Origin of the sequence: Marivita sp., from assembly GCF_022763305.1 — a bacterium.
GTDB lineage: Bacteria > Pseudomonadota > Alphaproteobacteria > Rhodobacterales > Rhodobacteraceae > Marivita.
Window position 1 is genome coordinate 1 of the sequence record NZ_JALEGT010000081.1, and the last position, 4,738, is coordinate 4,738.

Annotated in this window: 4 protein-coding genes; 1 reads left to right on the top strand and 3 read right to left on the bottom strand. The window is 64.3% G+C overall.

Annotated elements, in window-relative coordinates:
• Positions 1 to 305 precede the first annotated feature (305 nt).
• Complete coding sequence (locus MRY75_RS15645) at positions 306 to 794, top strand: hypothetical protein (protein ID WP_292308941.1); 489 nt, start codon at positions 306 to 308, stop codon at positions 792 to 794.
• A 33-nt stretch (positions 795 to 827) separates the two neighbouring features.
• On the opposite strand, the gene MRY75_RS15650 is transcribed toward MRY75_RS15645, so the two are convergent.
• The 3 genes from MRY75_RS15650 to MRY75_RS15660 are packed head-to-tail and all read right to left on the bottom strand — an operon-like array spanning position 828 to position 4,617.
• Positions 828 to 1,793 carry an oligopeptide/dipeptide ABC transporter ATP-binding protein gene (locus MRY75_RS15650; protein ID WP_292308942.1) on the bottom strand — a complete coding sequence of 322 codons (966 nt, stop codon included), beginning with the start codon at positions 1,791 to 1,793 and terminating at the stop codon, positions 828 to 830.
• A complete protein-coding gene (locus tag MRY75_RS15655; RefSeq protein ID WP_292308943.1) occupies positions 1,790 to 3,673 on the bottom strand; it encodes a dipeptide/oligopeptide/nickel ABC transporter permease/ATP-binding protein in 1,884 nt (627 codons plus the stop codon). Before MRY75_RS15655 ends, MRY75_RS15650 begins: the two co-directional genes overlap by 4 nt.
• Entirely contained in the window at positions 3,670 to 4,617 is a 948-nt protein-coding gene (locus MRY75_RS15660) for an ABC transporter permease (RefSeq protein ID WP_292308944.1), read from the bottom strand. The genes MRY75_RS15655 and MRY75_RS15660 overlap by 4 nt, the downstream gene beginning before the upstream one ends.
• Positions 4,618 to 4,738: the final 121 nt, after the last annotated feature.

Genomic DNA, 4,738 nt, shown 5'->3' on the forward strand with positions numbered 1-4,738 from the left:
AGGATACTGCAGGTCACCGTAGACCAAACCGTAGACCATCTGGTGCCTCTTGACGCCGGATGGTCGATGGCGATAGGCCTTATTTTGCTGGGGATACCGGCTGAAGAAGTGCCTGTAGGAGGATCACAACCTCCGTGTGGGGGCACCATCTGACACCTGTCGCGGTGACGACGGCAAAGTCACCCCCCAATACCCTCCCCCCAAAAACTCACAGCATTTGCGTTCTTGCCCGAACACGCGCACCCTGTGCGTGGAGGCGCGCGCAGTGTCTGGCGTGCGTGAAATGTTCTGATCGGGAGACGGATATGCCGAAGACCTACGAACAGCTCAAGGACAAGGAAAGGTGCATCTACCAGGCTTTCACCAAGCTCAGCTATGTGAGTGACACCGCGTCCAATATGGGACGTCATGCAAACACCGCCGGGTTCGACGCGGATGACAGCCGTGCGGTCCTGTGCCTCGCGAACCACTACGGGCTCGATCAATGCGAAGTGATGCACGGCAGCGATATCGAATCGGGCGAGGCCGGGTTCGACAAGGGCAAGGAATTCATCGTGATCATCACCCGCAACCACAACACGCAAAGCACGGTCCAGCGTGTCAGCACCGGCAAGGGATTGGTGCGCGGGTCCGAGGCGCGGCGTGTGCTAGAGTCGTCGCCGCAATCCGTCATGTGGCACGCCATCTACGGGCGCACCGATCCGATCAGCGGGTCGATGATCTGGCTCGATGATCAGAAGATCGAAAAGAACGGCCCCGTCGGCGATTGCTGCGCTGTGGTGCTCTATCGCTAGACCCGCACAGCGTCCGACCCTCGCGGGACACGCTCAGTCCTTCGCGCCCAGCGGATGAAAGCAGGCCACTTCGGTGCCGGCACCTGTGGGTGCCAGCTTGGGCACCTCCGACCGGCACCGCTCCGTCGCCAGCGGGCAGCGCGCGGCAAAGGCGCAACCGGGCGGCGGATTGAGCGGATCGGGCAGTTCCGTGCCCTGCGCCTCGGGCTCCGTGAGGGGCCGGCCCACCACCGGTGCGCTTTGGGCCAGAAGCCGGGTGTAGGGATGGCTTGGCCGGGCAAAGACCCTGTCCGCCGGTCCGATCTCCATCACCGAGCCGAAATAGAGCACCGCGATCCGGTCACTCACCGCCTCGACCACGGCAAGGTCATGGCTGATGAACAGATAGGTCAGGCCGAATTCCTGTTTGAGATCCGCAAGCAGGTTCAGCACCTGCGCCTGAACCGACACGTCCAAAGCCGAGACCGGCTCATCAAGGATCAGAATGCGCGCCTGCGCCGCCAAGGCCCGCGCGATCCCGATGCGCTGCGCCTGCCCGCCGGAGAACTCGTGCGGATAGCGGTCGAGGAATTCTTCGCGCAGGTTCACGCTGTCAAAGATCTCGGCGATCCGCCTGGCGCGGTCGGCAGCCCCCATCCCGTACAGATGCCTGAGTGGCGCGTCCATCACCTGCCGGATGGTCTTGCGCGGATTCAGCGAGGAGATCGGGTCCTGGAACACATATTGGATCTTCTTGCCGAACACCGCAGGATCGGCGGTGTCAAGCGCCTCGCCCTCGATCTCGATGGTGCCGGTTGTGGGCTCCAGAAGCCCGACCAGCATCCGCGCCAGTGTCGATTTCCCGCAGCCCGACTCGCCCACGATGCCGAGGGTCTCCCCCTGCGGCACCGACAGCGTGACGGGATGTACCGCCTTGACCGATCCCTTGGATGCTCCGAACAACGTCCGCCCCACCGGAAAGGTCTTGGACACGTCGGACAGTTTCAACGCCACACTCATTCCGCCGCCTCCCGTGTGCCGTCCTCGGGATGCAGACAGCGCAGCTTGCGCGCTCCCGTCTGCTGCAGCGGAATCTCCCCCTGCCGACAATCCGGCTGCACCTTGTGGCACCGGTCGGCAAAGGCGCAGCCCTCGGGCAGATTGTCCACCACCGGCGGCAGCCCGGCGATGGCCTCCAACCGCCGCTTGCCACCACCGAGTTCCGGCACGCAGGCCATGAGCCGCGCGGTATACGGGTGGCGTGGCGCCCGGAGGATGTCCTCCGTCGCGCCCTCTTCGACGATCCTGCCCGCATACATGACCGCCACGCGATCACAGAGCTGCGCCACCACGCCGAAATCATGGGTGATGAAGATGATGGCCAGACCGCGCGACCGTCTCAGATCGTCCAGGATTGTCAGCACCTGCGCCTGCACCGTCACGTCGAGCGCCGTCGTCGGCTCGTCCGCGATGATGATGTCCGGATCGTTCGCCAGCGCCATGGCGATGCCCACGCGCTGCCGCATGCCGCCCGACATCTCGTGCGGATAGTCCGACACGCGTTTCTCGGCATTGGGGATGCGCACCGCCTTCAGCAGCTCGACCGCCTTCGCCTGCCCCTCGCTTTTGCCGATGGGCCGATGCGCCCGGACGGCCTCGATCAGCTGGTCACCCACACGGTACAGCGGATGCAGCGTCGCCAATGGGTCCTGAAAGATATAGGCCACGTTCCGCCCGCGCATCTCGCGCAGCCGCCTGTAAGGCGCGCCGATCAGATCCTCGCCATCGTAATGCACCGCCCCGCCGGTGATCACCCCGGGCGGCGAGGCCACAAGCCCCATCAGCGACAGCGCGGTCACCGATTTGCCCGACCCGCTTTCGCCAATGATGCCAAGGCATTCGCCCTTTTCCACATGCAGGTCGACACCGCCCACGGCGCGGTACACCCGGTCCTTCACATGGAACTGCGTCTGCAGCCCCTGCACCTCGAGAAGCCCCTTGCCGGACGGCACAGGCACAGGACCGCTGCGCGCCACCTGCGTCGTCGCCATCGGCCGCGACAGCGCACCGGACTTGAGCCGGGGATCAAGCGCATCGCGCACCCCGTCTCCCAGCAGATTGATAGACATGACGATGATCAGGATCATCACCCCCGGCACGATGGAGGTGTGCGGATTGGTGATCAGCGCCGATCGCGCCTCGCCCAGCATCGACCCCAGATCGGCCTGCGGCGGCTGGCTGCCCAGCCCGAGAAAGGACAGACCGGCGGTTTCGAGGATCATCCAGCCGATGGTCGTCGACATGGCGATCACGATCACCGGGATCACGTTGGGCAGGATTTCGGACAGGATGATGCGCGTGTTCGACAGCCCTGCCAGCCGCGCCGCATCGACGAATTCCTTATGCGCGATCCCCACGGTGATGCCCCGGATGTTGCGCGCGAAGAACGGCACGTTCACCGCCGCCACCGCGATCAGCGCATTGAAGAGCCCCGGCCCCAGTGCGGCGACAATGGCCAGGGCGAGCAGGATGTAGGGAAACGCCATCAGCATGTCGACGCCGCGCATGATGATGTTGTCCGTGCGCCCACCGTAAAAGCCCGCGATGATCCCGATCGCCGCCCCGATGGTCGCCGCGACAATGGCCGCCGCAAAGCCCACCGCCAGCGACAGCCGCGTCCCCCACATCAGCCGCGACAGCAGATCCCGCCCCAGATGGTCCGTGCCCAGAAGCGCGCCATCCGAAAAGATCGGCTGGAACCGGTTGCCCGTGTTGGTCACATCCGGATCGGCCAGCGGCAGGATCGGCGTCAGCACCGCCAGCAGCACGACGAAGGCCATGACGATGCCACCGGCAAGCGCCAGCCGGTTGCGCGCCAGAAGGACAAGGAACGCCCTCATGTCTTGATCCTCGGATCAAGCAGGCTCTGCGCCACGTCCACCATGATATTGAACAGCACGTAGCAGGCCGCCACGAACACCACGCCCCCCTGCACCAGCAGGATGTCGCGCTTCAGGATCGCATCGACCAGCATGCGCCCGACGCCGGGCCACTGGAACACGATCTCGATATAGACCGCCCCCGACAGCACGAACCCCGCCTGAATGCCCAACACCGGGATGATCGACACCATCGCGGCCTTCAGCGCGTGTCGCCAGATCACGCCGCGCTCATGCACGCCCTTGGCCCGGGCCGTGCGAATGAAATCCTGCCGCAACACTTCGAGCATGGCCGAACGCGACAGCCGCGCGATCACACCCGTCGCCACCACCGCCAGCGCAATGGCGGGCATGGTCAGATGCGACAGCAGCGCCCAGATGTCCCGCGCGCCATAGATCGGCCACATGCCCGACACCGGGAACCAGCGCAGGTTCACCGCGAAGAGCAGGATCATCATCATGCCCAGAAAGAAGGACGGGATCGAAATCCCCAGCAGAACCACGAAGGTGATGGCCTTGTCGGCCCAGCCATACTGGTTCGCCGCCGAAACGACCCCGGCCAGGATGCCCAGAACCGAACAGAGCACAAAGGCCGTCCCAGCAAGGATCAGCGTTCCGTTGAACCGCTCCAGCACCTCATCGAGCACAGGCCGGTTCAGCGCAAAGGACGTGCCGAAATCCCCCTGCAGCATGTTGCCCAGCCAGATGAAATACTGCTGCACCAGCGTCTTGTCCAAACCCAGATCGCGGTTCAGCTTTTCGACATTCTCGGGCGTCGCATAGCTGCCGAGGATCGCCGTTGCAGGATCGCCGGGGATCAGCGCCATGATCAGGAAAACGATCACCGTTATGCCAAGAAGCACCGGAATGGCCGAGAGCAGCCGTTTGAGGATGTAGCCGGTCACAGAGGACCCCTTCATCTTGCCGAATAAACTCCGGGGGGTGCGGGGGGGCGCGCCCCCCCCGGGTCGGACGGGGGAAGCCCCGTAGAAAAAAAGTTATTAAAGACGGCATAGAGCAGCAGAA

Bases quoted from the DNA above. Each gene is read 5' to 3' on its own strand.
- MRY75_RS15650 (WP_292308942.1), bottom strand. From the start codon at position 1,793: ATGAGTGTGGCGTTGAAACTGTCCGACGTGTCCAAGACCTTTCCGGTG.
- MRY75_RS15645 (WP_292308941.1), top strand. From the start codon at position 306: ATGCCGAAGACCTACGAACAGCTCAAGGACAAGGAAAGGTGCATCTAC.
- MRY75_RS15655 (WP_292308943.1), bottom strand. From the start codon at position 3,673: ATGAGGGCGTTCCTTGTCCTTCTGGCGCGCAACCGGCTGGCGCTTGCC.